General features: G+C 49.5%; 15 protein-coding genes and 3 pseudogenes. 13 read left to right on the forward strand and 5 right to left on the reverse strand.

Annotation, left to right across the window (positions count from 1 at the left end):
• The gene (locus JCM16496_RS08785; RefSeq protein WP_025833683.1) at positions 1-1,224 is read right to left on the reverse strand and encodes a site-specific integrase; all 1,224 of its coding nucleotides are present in this window, start codon (positions 1,222-1,224) and stop codon (positions 1-3) included.
• Positions 1,225-1,658: 434 nt separating this feature from the next.
• Between JCM16496_RS08785 and JCM16496_RS08795 the strand changes: the two genes are divergently transcribed.
• From JCM16496_RS08795 to JCM16496_RS08815, 5 genes are all read left to right on the forward strand, one after another.
• On the forward strand, positions 1,659-2,210 hold the full coding sequence (locus JCM16496_RS08795) for an RNA polymerase sigma-70 factor (RefSeq protein ID WP_025833686.1): 552 nt from the start codon (positions 1,659-1,661) through the stop codon (positions 2,208-2,210).
• A complete protein-coding gene (locus tag JCM16496_RS08800) occupies positions 2,207-3,067 on the forward strand; it encodes a FecR family protein (RefSeq protein ID WP_025833688.1) in 861 nt (286 codons plus the stop codon). Before JCM16496_RS08795 ends, JCM16496_RS08800 begins: the two co-directional genes overlap by 4 nt.
• On the forward strand, positions 3,064-4,617 hold the full coding sequence (locus tag JCM16496_RS08805) for a carboxypeptidase-like regulatory domain-containing protein (protein WP_025833690.1): 1,554 nt from the start codon (positions 3,064-3,066) through the stop codon (positions 4,615-4,617). Before JCM16496_RS08800 ends, JCM16496_RS08805 begins: the two co-directional genes overlap by 4 nt.
• 119 nt (positions 4,618-4,736) lie before the next feature.
• On the forward strand, positions 4,737-4,913 hold the full coding sequence (locus tag JCM16496_RS08810) for a DUF4250 domain-containing protein (protein ID WP_005832662.1): 177 nt from the start codon (positions 4,737-4,739) through the stop codon (positions 4,911-4,913).
• A gap of 72 nt (positions 4,914-4,985) precedes the next feature.
• Positions 4,986-6,584 carry a ClC family H(+)/Cl(-) exchange transporter gene (locus JCM16496_RS08815; protein ID WP_025833695.1) on the forward strand — a complete coding sequence of 533 codons (1,599 nt, stop codon included), beginning with the start codon at positions 4,986-4,988 and terminating at the stop codon, positions 6,582-6,584.
• Here the strand turns inward: JCM16496_RS08815 and JCM16496_RS08820 are convergent.
• A complete protein-coding gene (locus JCM16496_RS08820; protein WP_025833697.1) occupies positions 6,581-7,948 on the reverse strand; it encodes a TrpB-like pyridoxal phosphate-dependent enzyme in 1,368 nt (455 codons plus the stop codon). The genes JCM16496_RS08815 and JCM16496_RS08820 overlap by 4 nt on opposite strands.
• A gap of 133 nt (positions 7,949-8,081) precedes the next feature.
• Between JCM16496_RS08820 and JCM16496_RS08825 the strand changes: the two are divergent.
• Positions 8,082-9,909, forward strand: a pseudogene (locus JCM16496_RS08825) (TrkH family potassium uptake protein).
• Positions 9,910-9,914: 5 nt separating this feature from the next.
• Complete coding sequence (locus tag JCM16496_RS08830; protein WP_025833699.1) at positions 9,915-10,601, forward strand: potassium channel family protein; 687 nt, start codon at positions 9,915-9,917, stop codon at positions 10,599-10,601.
• A 151-nt stretch (positions 10,602-10,752) separates the two neighbouring features.
• Here JCM16496_RS08830 and JCM16496_RS08835 read toward each other — a convergent pair whose 3' ends face one another.
• Entirely contained in the window at positions 10,753-12,261 is a 1,509-nt protein-coding gene (locus JCM16496_RS08835) for a DUF3843 family protein (protein WP_025833701.1), read from the reverse strand.
• A 525-nt stretch (positions 12,262-12,786) separates the two neighbouring features.
• Here JCM16496_RS08835 and JCM16496_RS25265 point away from each other — a divergent pair.
• From JCM16496_RS25265 to JCM16496_RS08870, 6 genes and pseudogenes are all read left to right on the forward strand, one after another.
• A pseudogene (locus JCM16496_RS25265) lies at positions 12,787-13,301 on the forward strand (DUF4890 domain-containing protein).
• Positions 13,302-13,361: 60 nt separating this feature from the next.
• Positions 13,362-13,910, forward strand: coding sequence for a DUF4738 domain-containing protein (locus JCM16496_RS08850; protein ID WP_005831701.1), 549 nt, complete (start codon positions 13,362-13,364; stop codon positions 13,908-13,910).
• Between the two features lie 49 nt (positions 13,911-13,959).
• On the forward strand, positions 13,960-14,637 hold the full coding sequence (locus JCM16496_RS08855; RefSeq protein ID WP_005832639.1) for a response regulator transcription factor: 678 nt from the start codon (positions 13,960-13,962) through the stop codon (positions 14,635-14,637).
• The gene (locus JCM16496_RS08860; RefSeq protein ID WP_025833705.1) at positions 14,634-15,923 is read left to right on the forward strand and encodes a sensor histidine kinase; all 1,290 of its coding nucleotides are present in this window, start codon (positions 14,634-14,636) and stop codon (positions 15,921-15,923) included. Before JCM16496_RS08855 ends, JCM16496_RS08860 begins: the two co-directional genes overlap by 4 nt.
• Before the next feature lie 92 nt (positions 15,924-16,015).
• Positions 16,016-16,456 carry a PepSY-like domain-containing protein gene (locus JCM16496_RS08865; protein WP_005831697.1) on the forward strand — a complete coding sequence of 147 codons (441 nt, stop codon included), beginning with the start codon at positions 16,016-16,018 and terminating at the stop codon, positions 16,454-16,456.
• A gap of 36 nt (positions 16,457-16,492) precedes the next feature.
• Positions 16,493-16,996 carry a PepSY-like domain-containing protein gene (locus JCM16496_RS08870; protein WP_025833707.1) on the forward strand — a complete coding sequence of 168 codons (504 nt, stop codon included), beginning with the start codon at positions 16,493-16,495 and terminating at the stop codon, positions 16,994-16,996.
• Between the two features lie 102 nt (positions 16,997-17,098).
• Here JCM16496_RS08870 and JCM16496_RS08875 read toward each other — a convergent pair.
• Both JCM16496_RS08875 and JCM16496_RS08880 read right to left on the reverse strand, forming a co-directional pair.
• Positions 17,099-18,309 (reverse strand): annotated as a pseudogene (locus tag JCM16496_RS08875) (L-serine ammonia-lyase).
• Positions 18,310-18,365: 56 nt separating this feature from the next.
• On the reverse strand, positions 18,366-20,903 hold the full coding sequence (locus tag JCM16496_RS08880) for an endonuclease MutS2 (RefSeq protein ID WP_025833708.1): 2,538 nt from the start codon (positions 20,901-20,903) through the stop codon (positions 18,366-18,368).
• Between the last annotated feature and the right edge of the window lie 33 nt (positions 20,904-20,936).

A 20,936-nucleotide genomic window follows, 5' to 3' on the forward strand; every position in this document is an offset into this window, starting at 1 on the left:
TTAAATGACGACAGAAAAACGCTCCGAGATTTTTCGGTTCAAAGTCTTGGTGTCGGCGTCTATCTTCTCATCGGTCACTTTCGCGTAGATTTGTGTGGTCTCTATCTGACTATGGCCGAGCATCCTGCTGACCGTTTCAAGGGGGACCCCATGAGAGAGTGTGATTTCCGTTGCGTATGTATGCCGTCCTGCATGGAAGACCAACGGACGGTCAATGTGGCAGATTCGGGCAATCTCTTTCAAGTAGAGGTTCAGCGTGGAATTGCAATACATTGGCAGCAGCTTGTCACCGGGAGCTGTACCGCTATATTTCTTCAGAATCTGCAACGGTAAATCCAAAAGAGGAATCTCAAATTCTATCTTGGTTTTCTGCCTGGCACTCTTGATCCACCATATTCCATCTTCCGCAAGGCATAGGTTGTCCTTTGTCAGCAGGCGCATATCTCCGTATGGAATGCCGGTAAAACAGGAAAAAAGGAACATGTCACGGACATGATAGAGGGTCTGCCTGTGAAGCGGGGTGGTCATAATCCTGTGCAACTCTTCTGCCGTGAGATATTTCTGCACGTGCTTCGGGCGCACCGGCTCGTAGCCCATGAACGGGCTGGCGGTAATAATACCGTCAGCAATGGCCTCTCCGACAATGGTTTTCAGTTGGACGGTCAAGTTGATGATTGTTCCGGGAGCGAGGTTCCGTTCCGTCCGGAGATACAAATCATACTTGTCAATGAAAGAACGGTCCAACGCAGAAAACGGAATATCGGAGAGCTTGTATTGCGCCTGCAAGAATCTTTCGATATGGCTATAGGCATTGCTATAGGCTCTCAGGCTTCCTACCGTACGGTTTATCCCCACACGCTTTTCAAAGTTGCGGATGAACCGCCTGAAATATCCCAGAAGCGTTTCCTGCCCGCTTGCCATTCCAAGCAGTATGCCTTTCACCTCTTCGGCCGTCACACCGTCACGGACTGCCGACTGTTCCATATAGATATTCAATGCCATCGCACGTATCTCATCCAGCCGGTTGTTGATTTCCTTTGCCGCCACGCTTTTTCCGGAAGCGCGTCCCGAAGACCAGCGGGATTGCGGGACTTTTATCTTCACACTGAATGCCGCTTCGGAATATTTTCCGACATTCAACTTTGCCATTACGGGGCAATTCCCGTCGGCATCCGCCTCGCTCTTTTTCAGGTAGAACGACACCTTTACATTTGCCTGATTCATAACCAATTCCTTTGTTCGCAAAATTATTATATGCAGAGCAAATGAACGGCATGAAAAATATAGCGGAACGTAGAATAAGACCCCTCGGCCTGCAAACAAAGCCTGTATTTTTTTTTCTGATACGGAAAAATATGACTAAGTTTGCGTCAGCAGACATGGAAAAAACAGCGTTCTTTGCGGTGGTAAACGGGGTAATCAATGAAAGACGAAAGCTTGTTTTTCAAGCCTCTTTTTTTATCCCGAAAAGGCAACGGATAAGTAGTGATTTGTCCTCCTAACTCCACCTAAAACTTGCTAAAAGCCCCCTGCGGAAGAATGTGGTACAAAACGACATATCCCTTTTGCTATCAAACACTTTACATTATTTTCTCCAAAGTTATCCGTATGTGAGCGAGTTTCCTTATATTTGGAGCAACCGAGAAAAAACACCGTGTATGCTGGACGAACTGATGATACTGGCCAGAATAAAGGAGGGCGATATAAAGGCGTTCGAAGGAATCTTCCGCCGGTATTATTCCCCCCTTTGCTGGTATGCTGCGGGCATCACGGGTGATACGGCGTCTGCCGAGGAAATTGTGGAGGAGCTGTTCTACGTGCTGTGGAAGAACCGAGAGCGGTTACAAGTGTTCCAGTCCGTGAAGAGCTATCTCTACCGTTCTGTGAGGAATGAAGCCGTGCAGTTTTGTGAGCATCAGGAGGTCAAGGAACGCTATCGGGCATCTGTCCGTACGGAGTCCGGGCCGGGCTATTCGTCCGACCCCCACGCATATTTGGAATACGAGGAACTCCAGACCCTCATCCGGCATACGCTCGACAAGCAGCCCCGGCGCCGGCAGCAGATTTTCAGGATGCACCGCATGGAGGGGAAGAAATATGCAGAGATTGCCTTGTCGCTTTCGTTGTCCGTCAAGACGGTGGAGGCGGAAATGACCAAGGTACTCCGAACCTTACGAAATGAAATTGATAATTATATCCGGACACAATGATGGAAGTAGATAAAAAGAAGACAAGGACCGACGAGGCATGGGTACGGCTTTATGCCCGCTTCGAAACGGACTGCCTGCTGCCGGCAGATGCGGAACACGCTCCGGCAATGCACCGCAGGCTTTACCTCAAGTGGGGGAACGTTGCGGCAGCCGTGATTGCCGGAATCGTTTGTTTTGCCGCATGGTGGGCCGTACCGGAACAAGGTGGGGACAGTCGTAGCTTGCTGACGGAGGAGAACCGGGAGAAGCCCACACTGGTCAAGACCCTTGAAGACGGTTCGGTGGTATATCTGGCGCAGGAAAGCACGCTGAAGTATCCCGAACATTTTGCGGAAGACAAGCGGGAAGTGAACCTGCAGGGTGAAGCCTTCTTCGATGTGGCAAAGAAACCCGAGCAGACTTTTACGATTGAGACGGCGAGGGTGCGTGTGGAGGTGCTGGGCACGGCTTTCAATGTCAGGAGCAATGAAGAGGTCCCCTTCAGCTTGTCCGTGAAGCGCGGGAAGGTGAAGGTGCTGCTGAAACAAGAGGAACAGACGGTCTTTGTAGAGGCGGGAGAAACGGTTACCTTGCAGGGGGGCAGTCTGCTCGTCAGCGAGACGGAGAATCCGGAGCTTTTTGACCGCTACACCAGCAACATCCGTTTCAAGGACGAGTGCCTGGAGGATGTGCTGCGTGCCATCAATAAGGAGTCTGCCGGCCGGCAGATAGAAGTCGCGTCGCCAACCCTGGGCAAACGGCGGCTGACGGTCGAATTTTCGAATAACTCCCCGGAGTCTGTGGCCGAGCTGATATGCTGGACGTTCGACTTGAAGTGTACACGTCAGGGCAATAGACTGATATTGTCGGAACAATGAATTCAATGAAATGCTTCATTCTCCATTTTTCACTCTTCATTTTCTTCCTGGCAGGCAGTGCAAGAGCGGACGGAGGCGATGTGCTGGACCGCATCGTCCGGCTGCCCGGAATGAAGGGAACGGTTTATGCGCTGTTGGGGAAAGTCTCGGAGCAATCCGGCTATCTGTTTATCTATGACAGCAAGGTCATCCATAACGACTCAGTAGTGAGGGTCAGGAAGCAGGAGTGTTCCGTGAGGCAGGCCATTCATAGGATAACCGGCAGCCGGGACCTCGAATTGAAGGTATTAGGCAACCATATATTGATAACACGGGCGGCAGAAAGGAAGAGTATGGAAGAAACGGTACTCCTGCCGCCCCGACCGGCGTATTCCACCATTGCCGGAATCCTGCTGGACAAGGAGACGGGAGAGCCCGTCGTCAGTGCGTCGGTCATCGCACAAGGAACCTCACTGGGTAACATTACCAACCAGAACGGTGAATTCCGGCTCAACCTGCCCGACTCGTTGAGGCGCTGCATGCTCTCCTTCTCCCATCTGGGTTATGTGGGGCAAACGGTGGAAGCCTCTGCTTTGGAAGGACGCAGCAATGTCCTGAGCCTTGAGCCGAAAGTCATTTCCTTGCAAGAAGTGCTTATCCGCCTGGTGGAGCCTAAAAAGTTGCTTCGCGAGATGATAGAGCACCGGGATAGGAACTGCTCCACTTCTCCGGTCTATCTGACCACCTTCTACCGGGAAGGCGTACAACTGAAGAACAAGTTCCAAAGCTTGACGGAGGCGGTTTTCAAGGTCTACAAATCGCCCACGCTGGAGCCCGGACTGAAGGACCAGGTGAAGTTGCTCAAGATGAGCAAGATAGACAACCGGGAGCAGACGGACAGTGTGCTTGCCAAAATCAGCTCCGGGGTGGAGGCGTGTCTGCAGTTGGACATCATGAAGGATCTTCCTGACTTCCTCTTGCTGGAATCCGGCGAGGAACTTTATACCTATACTTCGGGCGACATCGTATCGGTGGATGACCGTACTGCCAACGTCGTCTATTTTGAGCAGAAACGTGGGGTAAAGGAGCCTTTGTTCTGCGGAGAACTCTATATAGACTCGGAGAACAGCGCCTTGCTGCGTGCCCGCTTCGAAATTCATCCCCGGTATGTGAAGGCCGCCACACGGCTTTTCGTGATACGCCAGGCTCCGAAAATCAGGCTGACAACGGAGAAACTTGTCTATACCGTCTCATACAAACCCTGGAACGGTACCTATTATGTCCACCACATCCGTGGCGACCTTTACTTCAAGATGAAGAGAAAACGCATGCTCTTCAGTAATCCCACTCTGTATACCTGGTTCGAGATGGTGACCTGCCGGATTGACGGGGAGAACGTGACGCGCTTCCCGCGTGCGGAACGGCTGCCGGTGCATACCGTCTTCTCTGAAACCGACTTCAAGTATGACGCCGATTTCTGGGGCGACTTCAATGTGATTCCGCTGGAAGAGGAGCTTGGAAAGATTATCGAAAAGGTGTCCTTGAAGATAGAGCAGACGGAAGCTCCGTAAACATGGCCCTCAATCGTTTGCGGTGGTTAGATTGTATATTCTACACTAAAATTATCTCTATGTTGTTTTTTTATCGTAATTTTGCCCCCGGTATTAGTTTAAATTTAAAGATTGTAACTATGAGATTACCTGAGGACCCGGTGATGCTGTACAGCTTCATCAACATGAAACTGCGTGATTTCTATCCTTCGCTGGACGCGCTCTGCGAGGATATGAACGTAGAGAAAGAGGACATTGTACGAAAATTGAAGCTCGTGGGATTTGAGTATAATCCTGCAAAGAACAGATTTTGGTAAATAATGTTTCTGTATAAAACAACTCCCGTTGCTTGTTGTTGTAAAGCGCAAGTTAACGGGAGTTGTTTTATTATGAAACTATGGGATAAGGCAGAACGTCTTTGGACGAGGGTCAAGAACTGGAAAACAGTACGCGGCTGGCACATCTGGAAGTTGAAGCTGGTGGATGCCCGGCTGTATTTCGTCAGCATGTTCGTCGGTTTGCTGACGGGACTGGTCGCTGTGCCCTATCACTATCTTCTCTATTATCTGTTCCACCTTCGCAGTGGTTTCTTCGCCTCGCATCCGGCCTGGTACTGGCACATTCCACTCTTTCTGTTTTCTTGGGGCATTCTCGTCTTCGTCATGTGGCTCGTGGGGAAAATGCCGCTTATCGGCGGGGGAGGTATTCCGCAGACACGCGGCGTGATTAACGGGCGCATCACTTACCGGCATCCTTTCATCGAGATGGTATCCAAGTTTGTAGGGGGCATTCTGTCCTTCTCGGCGGGGCTGTCTTTGGGGCGCGAAGGGCCTTCCGTGCAGATAGGCTCTTATGTGGGTAGCCTGGTATCCCGCTGGACCCATATCCTGAAAGGCGAACAGAAACAGTTGCTGGCAGCCGGGGCGGGAGCGGGGCTCGCTGCGGCTTTTGCAGCACCACTGGCTTCCTCGCTCATTGTAATAGAATCCATTGAACGCTTCGATGCCCCTAAGACGGCCATCACTACCTTGCTGGCAGGCGTTGTGGCAGGAGCCGTGGCAAGCATGGTCTTTCCCGTGAATCCTTACCATCTGATAGAAGTAACGGAACCGGTTTTCGCCTTCTTTGTCCAGATGAAGTATTTCTTGATATTGGCGGTGATTGTCTCCGTATGCGGGAAGTTCTACTCCTCCACCATGAATGCTTTCAGGCATGTGTATGCCAAAGTCAATTCTCCGGCGTATGTCAAGATGTTCTATCTGGTGCTGGTGGCCTACATCATTTCGCTGATGCAGGTCAATCTGACCGGAGGCGGGGAGCAGTTTCTGCTGGCCCAGGCGCAGAACGGCAGTACGCAGATTATGTGGGTGACGGCTGTCATGTTGCTGCATTTCGTCTTTTCCGTTTTCTCTGTCTCTTCCGGATTGCCGGGCGGCAGTTTCATTCCGACGCTGGTTACGGGAGGGTTGTTGGGACAGATTGTCGGGCTGGTGGGAGTGAGGTATGGCATTATCGGGCAAGAGAATGTCAGTTATGTCATGCTTGTTTCCATGTCGGCTTTTCTGGTGGCCGTGGTCCGTACACCGCTCACGGCCATTGTGCTGATTACGGAGATTACAGGGCATTTTGAGGTCTTTTACCCTTCGGTGGTGGTAGGCGGGCTGACTTACTATTTTACGGAACTGCTGCAAATGAAGCCTTCCAATGTCTCCCTCTATGAAGATATGATTCATGCTCCCTATTTTAAGGAGGAGAAGCGCTATACGCTTTCAGTGGAGATTATGACGGATTCTTATCTGGACGGGAAACTGGTGGACGAACTGTCCCTGCCGGAACGTTGCGCCATTATCAATGTGCATCGGGATGGAAAAAATCTGGTCCCCGCAGGAACTCGTTTGATTCCGGGGGACCAGGTACAGATTGAGATGGACTCGCAGGACATAGAGAAACTCTATGAACCGCTTGTCAGTATGGCGAATATCTACTAAGCCAAATTGCCTATCTCGTCCAGGTTCTTCTGGATGTCGGCATCCGTCAGCTCGTAATTCACTAAATCGCCGGACAAATACTTGTCGTAGGATGCCATGTCGATAAGTCCGTGACCGGAAAGGTTGAACAGAATCACCTTCTCTTCACCCGTTTCCTTGCATTTGTTTGCTTCGCGGATGGTGGCGGCAATGGCATGGCAGGACTCGGGGGCGGGGATGATGCCCTCTGCTTGCGCAAACAGACAACCGGCGTCGAATGATTCGAGCTGCTTGATGTCCACCGCTTCCATATAACCGTCCTTCAGCAGTTGTGATACGATGACACCTGCACCGTGATAGCGTAGGCCGCCGGCATGGATATTGGCGGGGGCAAAGTTGTGTCCCAGTGTAAACATGGGCAGCAACGGAGTGTATCCGGCCTCGTCACCGAAGTCGTATTGGAATTTGCCGCGTGTCAGCTTCGGACATGAGGCAGGCTCGGCAGCGACAAAGCGTGTTTTCTTTCCTTCGAGGATGTTGTGGCGCATGAAGGGGAAGGCGATACCGCCAAAGTTGGAACCTCCTCCGAAGCAGGCGATGACGGTGTCGGGATATTCACCCGCCATTTCCATCTGCTTTTCGGCTTCCAGCCCGATGACGGTCTGGTGCAGGGTCACGTGGCTCAATACGGAGCCGAGAGTGTATTTGCAGTTTGGGGTGGTCTGTGCCAGCTCTATGGCTTCGGAAATGGCTGTCCCCAGAGAGCCTTGATGGTTGGGATGGGCGGTCAGTATATCTTTTCCGGCACGGGTAGACATGGAGGGCGACGGGGTGACTTGCGCACCGAATGTCTGCATCACGCTCCGGCGGTAAGGCTTCTGTTCGTAACTGATTTTCACCTGATATACGGCGGCTTCCAGTCCGAAGAGACGGGCGGCGTATGCCAGGGAAGCACCCCATTGTCCGGCACCGGTCTCGGTGGTCACGTTGGTCACTCCTTCCTGCTTGCAATAGTATGCCTGCGGGATGGCGGAATTCAGCTTGTGCGAGCCCATCGGGCTGACGCTCTCGTTCTTGAAGTAGATATGTGCCGGTGTGCCGAGTGCTTTCTCCAATCCATAAGCGCGCACCAGCGGAGTGCTGCGGTAGTATTTGTACATTTCGCGGACTTCTTCGGGAATTTCAATCCACGCGTCGGTCTGATTCAGTTCCTGGCGGCAGAGTTCCTCGGCAAAGATAGGATACAAGTCTTCTGCTTTCAGCGGTTGCTTGGTGCCGGGGTGAAGCGGCGGCATGGGCTTGTTCACCATATCGGCTTGTATGTTATACCAGTACTGTGGGATTTCCTCTTCCGGGAGAATGAATCTTTTCTTTTTGTTGCTCATAGTGGTTAAAATTATTAATAATTCAATGCCCAAATGTAGCTATTATTTTTGAACCAATTTCTTTTTCCTTTTGTTTTTTGTATATCAAGGTATATTTGTCTAAGTTTGCCGCGTTTCATTAATCGATGCATTTATGAAGATTTATCATAAATTCCTTTTGTATCAAAATAAATGGATTCACCCTTACGTACGGATGACAGTGGGAGTAATGACTTCCATCACTTATTTGGCCTCCATCCTGCTGATTGTCGGCGTGGTCTATGAGCATGGCTTTACGATTTCCGAGGCCGAGGCGCATCAGCTCCAGCGCTTGTATCATGGGGTGTGGATTGTTTTCCTGGCAGACGTCACTCTGCGCATTTTGCTGGAATACAAGGATACCCGGCGCACGTTCAGTAAGCTCACCTGGATACTGACCATTCTGCTCTATCTGACCCTTATCCCGGTCATTTTCCATCGTCCGGAGGAGGAGGGCGCCATCTTGCAGTTCTGGGAATTTCTGCATGGCAAGGCCTATCACCTTGTCCTGCTGCTGGTGTTTTCCTTTTTCAGCCTTTCCAACGGGCTGGTACGGTTGCTGGGGCGGCGTACGAACTTCGCTTATCCTGGCTGCCAGTTTTTTGATAATCATAATGATAGGCACGGGGCTGTTGATGTTGCCACGCTGCACGGTGAACGGCATATCGTGGGTCGACTCGCTGTTCATATCCACCAGTGCGGTGTGCGTCACGGGGCTGACGTCTGTCGATGTGGCGTCCACTTTTACCCCGACCGGTTTTGTGGTAATCATTCTGCTGATTCAGATAGGCGGTCTGGGAGTGATGACACTGACGAGCTTCTTTGCCATGTTCTTCATGGGTAATACCTCGTTGTACAATCAGTTGGTGGTGCGCGACATGGTGAGTTCTAATTCCTTGAATTCCCTGCTCTCCACCCTGGTCTATATTCTGGCCTTTACGCTGGTGATTGAAGGAATAGGGATGCTTGCCATCTGGGGAGACATTCACGGGACGATGGGGATGGACCTTCAGGAAGAGCTGGCCTTTTCCGCTTTTCATGCCATTTCCGCTTTCTGTAATGCGGGATTCTCCACGTTGCCCGGAAATCTGGGTAATCCGTTGGTGATGACGGGGCACAATCCGTTTTTCATCTATATTTCCCTGTTGGTTATTCTGGGTGGCATCGGTTTCCCCATCCTGGTGAACTTCAAGGATATTATTCTTTACCATCTGCGTCGTCTGTGGCACTTCCTGCGTACGTGGCATTGGGACGGCAGGCGTTTCTACCATCTGTACAACCTGAATACAAAGATTGTACTGATAGTCACCTTCCTGCTGCTGGTGCTGGGCACGGTGGGCATTGCTGTCTTTGAGTGGAATGCCGCCTTTGCCGGCATGTCGGTGGCAGACAAATGGACGCAGGCGTTTTTCAATGCCACGTGTCCCCGTACGGCAGGCTTTACCAGTGTGGACCTGGCCGGCTTGGGGGTACAGACATTGCTTATTTATCTGTTCCTGATGTGGGTGGGAGGCGGTTCCCAGTCTACGGCAGGCGGTATCAAGGTAAATGCCTTTGCGGTAGTGGTGCTGAATCTGGTGGCTGTGTTGCGCGGCACGGAGCGGGTAGAGGTGTTTGGACGTGAGCTGTCACACGATTCCATCCGTCGTTCCAATGCCACGGTGGTGATGTCGTTCGGCATTTTGTTGCTGTTTGTTTTCATCATTAGCATTCTGGAGCCGGGTACGTCGCTTTTAGCCATTACCTTCGAGTGTGTGTCGGCATTGAGCACGGTGGGGTCCAGTTTGAACCTTACCCCGCAGCTGGGGGACGACAGCAAGCTGCTGGTGTCGTTGCTGATGTTTGTGGGGCGTGTGGGGCTAATTACGCTGATGCTTGGCATCATCAAGCAGAAGAAGCATACGAAGTATCAGTATCCAAGTGGTCAGATTATAATCAATTAAATAAGATGAAGTATATTATTATCGGTTTAGGGAATTATGGTCACGTGCTGGCAGAAGAGCTTTCTGCACTGGGGCACGAAGTGATAGGTGCGGACATGAGCGCCGGTCGGGTAGACAGTCTGAAGGAAAAGATTGCTACAGCCTTTGTCATCGATGCGACGGACGAACAGGCGCTGTCCGTGTTGCCGCTGAACAGTGTGGACGTAGTGATTGTTGCCATCGGCGAGAATTTCGGTGCATCCATCCGTGTAGTGGCTTTGCTGAAGCAGAAGAAGGTGCAGCATATCTATGCCCGCGCCATTGACGCTGTCCACCGTTCCGTGCTCGAGGCCTTTGAGCTGGAACGGATTCTTACTCCCGAGGAGGATGCCGCACGCGGACTGGTACAGTTACTGGAATTCGGTGCCGATATGGAGACCTTCCGCGTGGCACCGGATTATTATGTAGTCAAGTTCACCGTTCCGGACAAGTTCATTGGCTATTATGCCAACGAATTGAATCTCGATAAGGAGTTTGGTCTGAAGATGCTCGCCTTGAAACGTGCCGAGACTTTGAAGAATTGCCTGGGCATCTCGTATGTGGAACACAATGTACTGAACGAACTGCCGGAAAATGACCAGATACAAGCCGGCGACCAGTTAGTGTGCTACGGACGGTATAAGGATTTCCAGAAGTTCTGGAAAGCACTATGATAATTGGTAGTTGGAAATGTGTTAAAAGTGGTATTCACCACAGATTACACAGATTTGCACAGATAAGCATCCTTTGATTATCAGTAGATTAAGTCCATTCTGTGTTAATCCGTGTAATCTGTGGTGAATTTTGACACACCCCCATTTTCAACTAATCAAAGTCCTTCTCCCGACACCGATAGTGGAAATAATCAGTCAGGAAGTGTGCATTCTTGCGTATGAACTCTTGTCCGTATTCTTTTCCTTGCAAACTGTTCAGATAAGCATCCGGAAGCATGCCTTCGTCTTGCAGGATGCAACTCAGTTGGTAAGGGATAATGTCTGGGTTGACGATGAACATAATGGCGTTTTTCTCTGCTTCCTCCTTATTATAATTGGGGTTGTCCGGAGATTTGATGCATTCGCACAGCTTGAATTGGATATGTAGGCCGGTGTGCGGGTTGGCCATCAGCATGGCTCCGGTTTCTGTATGTATGCGTGGTATGTCCAGGTCTTCTTTCAAGCCGTATCCCATCTTGTTCAGCAGAAAATCAGAAATTTCCTCTTGCGATTGGCAGAATACAAAAGATTTCCCGCCGGATGCTTTTATGAAATCATGGAATGCAGCCTTTTCATTCGTCTTTTCTTTCTGTTTCGTCAAGTCGTCCACATATTCCGCCATTTTCTGGTCGTACTTGTTTTCGAGAAGCATGCCGCACTGCCACCATGCGTTGCCAAAATAAATCAGTTCGCAGATAAGGGTGCTTTTCCCTACCTCTCTGCTACGGATAGCCGAGAGGTTCAAGGACTTCTTGGTTATCTTGAATTCGCCTTCGTCTTCACTACACAAATCTTTGACGTACAGATATTCATCGTCTTCTTTCTCCAGCAGATAGCAACTGTTTTCCCGTGCCTTCACCTTGCCCCAAAGCTGATGTTCGGGATGGGCTTTGCTGATGAGAGCCAGCCATTCCGGTGAGGTCAGTGACAGCAGGTTGCGGCGGCCTTTGAACGTCAGCGAGGTGCGTGTGGCATATATGAGGGTCTCTGCCATTTCGGGAGTAATCTCTTCATCATCCAGCAACCGTTCAGCTTCGTCCCGGTATTGGGCGACATTTTCGATGTTGAAGTAACATTGGTAGTGAAACCAATCCAGTATCTCCCGGTAGCGGAAGAAATCTTCTTCTCCCATGGCAGAGTGGTATAGAAATTCCTGCATCCTTTCATTTTCGGGAGCGGTTTCGTATTCCTCTGCAAGCAGTCCGTATATCTCTTGTGCAGTCTGCTCTATTCCGGGATTCTCGGGGTTGATGGCGCTTATTCCCCGGCACAGATATTGTATATGGTGCCAAAGCAGAAAGCGTATGTCCTCCAGATTAATTTCATCCGGAAAATAATCGCCTTTGATGGGGTAGAAGGGCAGATAGGCCCCGTATCGCTTCCGGCACTCGGCAGTGAATGTCTGCCAGATGCCGGTCTGGGAGATGACGTCCTCAAACCATGCGGCGAGGCAAAGGCTTGTATAGCGTATGTTTCCCTCTTCTTCGAAGGCGTCGGCTATCGTTGAAGAGTAAAGTCTTTTGTGGATTTCGTTTGCAATGCCGACGTAGTACTGGTCAACGCTGTTTGTCTGCTTGTACGGATGCAGTTCCAACCATTCTTTGGGATATATTTTCTTCATGGCTCTAAAGTGAGTTTGGTGTGTATTTTTTATATGTTTCATTTCCGGTGTAAAGATATGCTTTTTATGGGAATTTTCTTGCTTTTAGAGGTATGTACAGACTTCATTTTGTTTTGTTTTTCGGTTTTCTCCCTGCTTGTTTCCTGTTTTCCCCCTATCTGCTCCGTGTATATGTAGACGGACCAAATAGGGAGCAGGTAGGGAGCGGATAGGGAGAAGGTAGGAAAATGTTCTGTTTGTCGGTATTTCCGCATGATTTAATTCTGCCAATGGGTAATATATATGAGTGCGTATTACGGCCTTTTCAAGAAACCCGACGTCTGCCAAACCGGCGAGCAACAATCCCTTTATGCCTGAGCCTTATCGTACAGTATCTGGACGAACCTTAATATTCTTTTCAACCTCATTTATTATGTTAAAGCGGGAAGTTGCGGTTAAACTTCCCGCTTTTGTTTTTGTCATAGATACGTTGCAACACGATAGGTATAGCTGATACCAAGTATTCATTTAAAAAAAGAAGAAGTTATGAAAAAATTTATTTTGATAGGAATGGCTGCCTTTCTGATGGGCGGCATGGCGATGGCACAACAGCAGGAAAACCGCAATGGCAAGAGACCCGACCCGAAAGTGCGTGCCGAGCGTATGACAGAACGTATGGTGAAGGAATACTCCCTGAACGATACGCAGAAGAAGCAACTGCTTGAAGCCAACTTGGAGCTGACCGAGAAAATGAAAGATATGCCGTGAGTCGCAGGGCAGATATGAGAAAAGGCGGAAGTGACAATGGTTGTTGTTGCTGTTGCGACAAGAAGTGCGATGCAAAAGCACGCAAACATCAGAAAGCAAATAGGCACCAACGGCTGACAGACGAGCAACGCGCACAGAAAAAAGCGGAGATGGAAAAGAAGCGTGAAGAGATGAAGACTGCCCGTATTGCTTATGATTCACAACTCCAGAAGATTATGACGGAAGAACAATATGCTGCATACAGCAAGAAAGTGCAGGATAGAAAAGCAAAAATGGAATCTAAAAGAAAATAAATTTTCTATTGCATTCAATTTGTACTATTTTTGTCCGGTCAACTACTAAAAAACAGAACGATGAAGAATATAGTCTATATTTTAGTGTGTGCATCGGTCATCTTCTTCACTGCTTGTTCGTCGCAAGACAAGAATAAGAAAGACGGTACGCAGGTATTGATGCAGGATAGTACAGAAATTGCCGGCCCACAGCGCATGCAGGTGTCTGATGTAAAAACATCCTTTACGTATAAGGGAAAAGAGTATCAGTCTTCTGTAGTGCGCCGGCCGGATGAATCTCTGCCGATAGTGAAAAACGAGCAGGGGGAGAAATTTGTGGATAACCGTATCACCTTGCGCATCACGTGCGGCGGGAAGCAGGTGGTGGATAAAGTGTTCACCAAAGATAATTTTGCTTCGTTGGTGGATGCCAAGTTCATGAAGTACTCCATTCTTGAGGGGCTGGTCTATGACAAGACCACTCCGCAAGGAATCATATACGCGGCGAGCGTCTGCTATCCGCAATCCGACCTTTATGTTCCCATCAGACTGACCATTACGGCTGACGGGAAAATCTCCATGGCAAAAGAAGAACTGATGGAGGACTATCAGACAGACAGCATTGATTAGTGGATAGTTTTCCAGATTGTTTCCAGTTTTGCAGACCATCTTTGCCGGTATGAAAATCCTGATTGTAGAAGATGAGCAAGATTTGCGGGAAACCATCCGCACTTCGCTCTTGAAAGAAAAGTTTGTTGTAGAGACCGCTGCCGACTATTTTTCGGCATTGGATAAAATCAATGACTACGATTACGACTGCATTTTGCTGGATATCATGTTGCCTGGCGGGAGCGGTCTGGACTTGCTGCGTGAGCTGAAACGGCTGCACCGCAGTGACAGTGTGCTTATTATCTCGGCCAAAGACTCGCTGGACGACAAGGTGGACGGGCTGGAACTGGGAGCCGACGATTACCTTACAAAGCCTTTCCATCTGGCAGAACTCAATGCACGTGTCAAGTCATTGATACGTCGGCGGCAGGCGAAGGGAGATGTGACCGTCACCCTTGGAAATCTTTTGCTCTACCCCGACAAACGGCAGGTAGAGATAAACGGAAAACCCTTGCAGCTGAACCGCAAGGAGTTCGACCTGCTTTATTATTTTGTAGTCAACCCCGGCCGGGTCATCAATAAAATGAGCCTTGCCGAGTCGGTGTGGGGAGACAATATAGACCAGGCGGATTCGTTGGATTTTATCTACTCGCAAGTGAAGAATCTGCGTAAGAAATTGAAACAAGCTGAGGCTACCATAGAATTAAAGGCTGTCTATGGATTCGGCTACAAACTCTCCGAACTATGAAGCTGCTGAGCTACACCTACCGCAAACTTGCATTGCTGCTGTTTCTGTTGATGGCGGTGTGGGGTGTGCTGTTCTATTACGCAATCATTGACGAGGTGGTGGATGAGACGGACGATACGTTGGAGAATTACGGTGAGATATTGATGGAGAGTGCGCTTCACGACCCCTCGATACTCGAAACGGAAGGCTCGTTGATGTCTTTCTATAAGTTCACTCCTATATCCGAAGAGGAAGGGCGGCATTACAGACAAGTGTTCTATGATGCTACGGTTTATATCGAACTGGAGGATGAAGACGAACCGGTACGTGTCATGTGTACCGCTTTCCGTATGCCCGACGGGCAATATTATGAGTTGAAACTGATGATTTCCATTTTGGAGCGGGATGACATGGTGGAGGCTATGCTTTGGTATCTGGGAGCGCTGTTCCTGTTGTTTCTCATCTGTACTTCCATCGGCATCCAGTTGGTGCTGAAGGGAGTGTTCCGTCCGTTACATAGGTTGCTTGACTGGCTGCACTGCATTCAGCCCGGCAAGGAGGTGCCTCCATTGGACAACCCGACGAAGATACGGGAGTTCCGCCAGCTGAGCGATGCTGCATTGGATATGGGTAACCGCAGCTACAAGGCATACGAGGAGCAGAAGCAGTTCATCGAGAATGCCTCGCATGAGTTGCAGACACCGCTTGCCATCGTGAGGGGAAAAGTGGAACTGCTGGCTGAGAGTGAAGGGATGACGGAACAGCAAATGGAGCAGCTGGACGAGATATATGCCACGCTGGGGCGTGCCGTAAAACTGAACAAGTCCCTGCTGTTGCTTTCCCGTATAGAGAACGGGCAGTATACCGAGATGGAGGATGTCTCGGTGGATGAGATATTGGATGAACTCTTGCCCGACTTGATGGATATCTATGAACATAAGCAGGTGAGACTGATACGAAAACGGGAGGAGCAGCCTTTTATCATCCGTTGCAACCATTCGCTGGCGCAAATACTGGTTTCCAATCTGGTGAAGAATTCGTTGCTGCACAATAGGGAAGGGGGAGAGTTGCAGGTACTTACCACTCCAACTTCGCTGGTCATAAAGAATACGGGTGATGTTCCTTTGGATGGAGAGAAGTTGTTCCGGCGTTTCTATCATGGCATGGATGGCAAGAAAGACTCCACCGGACTGGGGCTTGCCATAGCGCGTTCCATTGCGTTGTCGTCTTCATTGAAGCTCACGTATGAATGGCAGGACGGTATGCATACCTTCCGTCTGGTTAAAGAAAGTAAAATTTACTGTTAACTGCGGTTATTCCCAAATCTTTCCTAATTCTCTACCGTTATTTGCAGTGTGAATAATATGAAATTTATTAGTAACATTAAAAAATAACGATTATGAAGAAAGTATTGTCTATTCTTGTGTTGGCTCTTGTAGCTGTTCAGTTTGCCTTTGCCGGTGATGTCATCACTCAGGATACCAAGCAGCTTCCGCTGACGGCACGCAATTTTATCAACCAGTATTTCTCGAAACCGCACATTTCACACATCAAGATTGAAAGTGAAATATTGCAGACTAAAAAATATGAAGTGCTGTTGACAGACCGTACGGAAATAGACTTCGACAAGAAAGGAAATTGGTTGGAAGTGGATTGCAAGAAGTCCGCTGTTCCCGAAGCATTGATTCCGGTTCCGGTAAAGGAGTATGTGAAGGCTAACTTCCCGAGAGAGATTATTACTAAAATCGAACGCGGACGTACCGGTGTGGAAATTGAATTGGGTAATGACTACTCTTTGAAGTTCAACAAAAAGGGAAAGTTCGTCAGCATGGACGATTGATTCTCCAGTAACTATTAACCTAAACTTTATAGAGAAATGATGAGAATGAAGATTCAAATGTTGGCGATGATGTTCATCGCCGCCTTGGCACTTGGTGCATGCAGTGATGATGACGACAAGGATGATGTCAAAGTGCCCGAAGCAATGTCACAAGCATTGAAGTCCAAATACCCTTCCGCAATCCATGTGGAATGGGAACAGAAAGGGGGCTATTTCGTTGCAGATTGTAAAGTGGATGGGCAGGAAAAGGATGTATGGTTCAATAATCAGGCGGAATGGCAACTGACGGAAACCGAATTGCTTTGGAATAATCTTCCGGGAACAGTACAGACCTCTTTCAGCGCCAGTGAGTATGCCGGTTGGAAGATAGAGGAGATTGTTCTTTTGGAGTATCCGGTAGTGCCTATGCAGTTTGTCATTGAAGTTGAAAAGGGAAATGCAGAGTATCAATTGTTCTATTCGGAAGAAGGAGGCCTGCTGCAGACAAAAGATGTGAGCGGTGATAAGGATGATACGCATTGGCCGGTAAAACTTGATTAAGGAAAAGGATGAAGGATTAGGGATTAAGGGTTAAGGATTAAGGATGAAGGTTCAATATGATTGCACACCCCTAATCCCTAATCCTTCATCCTTAATCCTTTACTACATCGGCTTATAATCCTTCGCCAGTCCTCCTTCGCTGGTTTCTTTGTAGAGGGAGGGCAGGTCGTTTCCGGTTTCTTTCATGACTTCCACCACCTTGTCGAATGATACGCGGTGCATGCCGTCGGTGAAGGAGGAGTAAAGGTTTGCATCCAGGGCACGTGCGGCGGCGTAGGCATTACGTTCGATGCACGGGATTTGTACCAGCCCACAAACCGGGTCGCAGGTCATTCCCAAATGATGCTCCAATCCCATCTCGGCGGCATATTCTATTTGTGCCGGACTGCCTCCAAACAATTGGTTGGCTGCGGCTGATGCCATGGAACATGCTACGCCTACCTCTGCCTGGCATCCGGCTTCCGCTCCCGAAATGGAAGCGTTGGTCTTCACGATGTTTCCTATCAGTCCGGCTGTGGCAAGGGCACGGAGTATGCGTGTGTCGCTGAACTCCCGGCTTTTTTGCAGATGATAGAGCACTGCCGGTACAATGCCACACGAACCGCAGGTAGGTGCAGTGACAATGACCCCGCCTGACGCATTTTCTTCACTTACTGCCAAGCATAGGCAAATACCAGTCCGCGCGACTGGAGGGAAGCCTTGTAGCCACTGGCACGTATATAATAGGTAGAAGCCTTTCGGCGCAGGTTCAGAGGGCCGGGCAAGACTCCTTCACTATCCAATCCCCGTTTTACGGCAGCCTGCATGGTTTTCCATACCTCCTGCAGGTAATCCCAAATGTCACTTTCCTCGCATTCCTTGACGTACTCCCAGTAACTTTTTCCGGTACGTTCACACCATTGCAGTATTTCGGTCATACTGTTCATTTCGTATACATCCGGGGTGTTTACGGATGATGCTCCGTCATTCTCTTCTGCCAGGGCACCGCCGCCGACACTGAATACGGTCCATTGGTCCGTCTCCTTGCCTTCGCTGTCCAAAGAGACGAATTTCATGCCGTTGGGATGGAAGGGCAGGAATATTTTGGGTTCCCAGATTATTTCTACCGGTGCTGCGGGTTGCAGTGTCTCGGTGATGGCAACATTGGTCATGTGTCCCTTGCCGGTAGCGGCGAGGCTTCCGTATAGGGTTACTTGGAATGCGGCTGCTTCGGGATGCCTTTCCAGGAATATCTGAGCTGCCTTACGCGGTCCCATGGTGTGGCTGCTGGATGGACCGGTACCGATACGGTAGAGTTCTTTGATTGATTTCATATATTTCAGATTTATGATTTAGCTTTAACTATCAATTATCAACTGTCGATTATCCATTAACTCAAGTCCACAACGGTGATGCCTGCTCCGCCGAACTGTATATGTTCGTCGGCAAAGTGGCGTACTCCGGGAACAGTTTCCAGATATTGACGGATAAGCATGCGCAGGATGCCTGTCCCCGTTCCGTGAAGGATACGCACGCGTGACATGCCGACAAGGATGGCGTCATCAATGAAATAGGTAACGGCTTGCAAGGCTTCATCGCCACGCATGCCGCGGACATCAATGTCTTGCTTGAAATGCAGTTTCTTCTCGTACATGCTGTCCTGGGTCTGGGCGCTGATGAAAGTGCTTTTGGTGGACACATCAGCTTGTTTAGGCTGCGCGTTGGTACGTTCCAGCCTGTCCAGCTTTACGGTAGTCTTGATGCTGCCGAACGCGATGACAGCATTCTTGCCATTCACTTCCATTACTTCGCCCACAGAGGTCTGGCCCTTTATTCTGACGTTGCAGCCGGGGGTGATGGCTGCAAGGCGTTCTGCCTCTTTCCGCGCCTGCTGTTCTGCCAAAGCCTGGGCAGACAGTCCGTTTTCTTTTCCTTTGCCCGCTTTCTTTTCCTTTTTCCGGTTCTGCTTCTCTTTCAGCTTTTCCATTTTGCGGGCGATTTTTTCTTCCAGTTCCTTGTTGGCAAGCGCTTCCATTGATTCACGGAAGTCCGTCAACTCCTGGCGGGCCTGGCGTGTTTTTTCTTTTTCTGCTTGGGCTTCTTTGATGGAGCGTATGGTGTTCTCGATGCGTGCATTGGCTTCCTGCATCAGTTGCTCCACTTCTTCCTTCGCTTTGCGCAGAATCTCCTTCCGGGATTTCTGCAAATCTTCGATTTCGGTTTGATAGCGCTCGATGGTCTCTTCCATGTGCTTTTCACGCTGGCGTATTGTCTGGCGTTTGCCTTCCCAATAGCGTTTGTCGCGCACAATGTCTTGCAGGTACTTATCGGCATTGATGTATTCACTGCCCACAATTTCCGAGGCATCGGCGATGACATCTTCGGGCAGACCTATCTTGCGGGCAATCTCTACAGCGAACGAACTGCCAGGATTGCCTATCTGCAACTGGAACAGTGCTTGCATCAGATGGCGGTCATAGAGCATGGCGCCGTTTACTACACCTTCGTGGTCTTCGGCAAAATGTTTCAGGTTCTGATAGTGTGTGGTGATGACACCGAACGTCTGTTTTTGGTTGAAGCGTTTCAATACGGCTTCGGCGATGGCGCCTCCTATCTGGGGTTCCGTTCCACCACCGAATTCATCAATCAGGATGAGGCTCCGTTCATTGCAGCTTTTCATCATGATTTTCATGTTCGTAAGGTGGGAGGAGTAGGTACTCAAATCATCTTCAATGGACTGCTCGTCACCGATGTCGATAAATATGCTGCTGAATATTCCGGCATGACTGCGTTCGTGCATCGGGATGAGTAGTCCGGATTGCAGCATGTATTGTAATAAGCCTACTGTCTTTAGGCAGACGGACTTGCCGCCTGCGTTCGGACCGGAGATAATGAGGATACGTTGCTTTTCATTCAGTTCGATGTCAAGCGGTACTACTTTTTTGCCATGTTTGGCGAGAGAAAGTTGCAAGAGTGGGTGTACCGCCATTGTCCAGTCCAGCAGTTGCTTGTTTTCGAGAGCCGGTTTCAGTCCGGATATTTGCTCGGCAAACAATGCTTTGGCACGTATGAAGTCTATTTCGGCAAGGAACTCGTATGATAGCAGTACGTCGGGGATGGAGGGGCGCAACTGGTTGGAGAAGTCCGTCAGGATGCGGATAATTTCTCTGCGTTCGTCACCTTCAAGTTCTCGTATGCGATTGTTGGCTTCCACTACTTCGGCAGGCTCGATGAATACGGTTTTACCACTGGCCGACTCGTCGTGTACAATACCGCGTATTTTCCGTTTCAGTGCCGGTGCAACGGGAATGACCAGACGACCGTCACGCATGGTAGGCGTTACGTCTTTGTCCACAACGCCCTCGGACTGGGCATTTCGCAGAATACTGTTCAGTGAGCGGGAGATGCTTCCCATAGTACTTGCCAGTTCCCGGCGGATGCGTGCCAACTCTGTAGAGGCATTGTCCTTGATTTTTCCGTAAGGAGAGAGGATGCCGTTTATTTTTGCTATGAGCTGTGGGAAAACGGTGATGTCTCCCGCCAGTCTTTTCAGACAAGGGTAGGGGGAATCGCCCTCTTCCTCATCATCATCGCTTTTCTGTAGGAAGCGTACAATATCACGTATGGTTTCCAGTGAACGGCGTAGGTCAAAGAGCTCTTGTTCATCCAGATACATGCCTTCCACGCGTATGCGTTTCAGTGACGGACGTACATCAAAAAAGTATTGTGCCGGGAAGTTGTCTTCTTCTTGGAGTATGCGTACAAATTCAGTGACTTGGTCCAAACGCTCCTCCACCTCTCCAAAGTGGTCGGAGAATGCCATGTCCATCACCCGTTCTTCGCCAAGTGTACTGAGGCATTTTTCTTTCAGCAATTGGCGTATTTGGTCGAAACCTATTTTCTGTTCAAAGTTCTGCGGATATATCATGGTGCAAAAGTACTATTAATTCATGAAAAAAGA

This window comes from Bacteroides rodentium JCM 16496, assembly GCF_000614125.1.
Classification (GTDB): Bacteria; Bacteroidota; Bacteroidia; order Bacteroidales; family Bacteroidaceae; genus Bacteroides; species Bacteroides rodentium.